This window comes from Paraburkholderia sp. SIMBA_053 (assembly GCF_046534895.1).
Lineage (GTDB): Bacteria > Pseudomonadota > Gammaproteobacteria > Burkholderiales > Burkholderiaceae > Paraburkholderia > Paraburkholderia caledonica.
Genome location: NZ_JAWRXU010000230.1, coordinates 1 through 359 on the forward strand (window position 1 = coordinate 1; position 359 = coordinate 359).

The 359-nt window shown below is 61.6% G+C and carries 1 protein-coding gene; it reads left to right on the plus strand.

Features of this window, described 5'->3' with window-relative positions; genetic code table 11:
• A partial coding sequence (locus SB753_RS35400) for a DUF2182 domain-containing protein (RefSeq protein ID WP_410804730.1) occupies positions 1-359 on the plus strand: 359 nt, incomplete at both ends.

Consider the following 359-nt stretch of genomic DNA (forward strand, 5'->3'; position numbering starts at 1 on the left):
TGAGTGGCATGGACGAGGGGCCGGGGACTCCGCTGCACAACTTGCCGGCCTTTCTCGTCGGCTGGGTCGTCATGCTGACCGCGATGATGCTGCCATCGGAACTCAATTACATCACGGCGTTCGCCGCCGTACTCAGGTCCCGTCATAGCGTATCGGTGGCGTCTGTGAGTCGCGTCTCCAGCTTCATTGCAGGCTACGGCGTCGCGTGGATCACCTACGGCCTGGCCGCCTATCTGCTCGATCTGGTGGTTCGAAGTATCGGCCCGGAATTGATCACGTGGAATCGCGGCGGTCCGTACGTGGCCGGATCGGTGCTGATCATCGCGGGTGTCTATCAGGTCTCGTCGCTGAAGCATGTG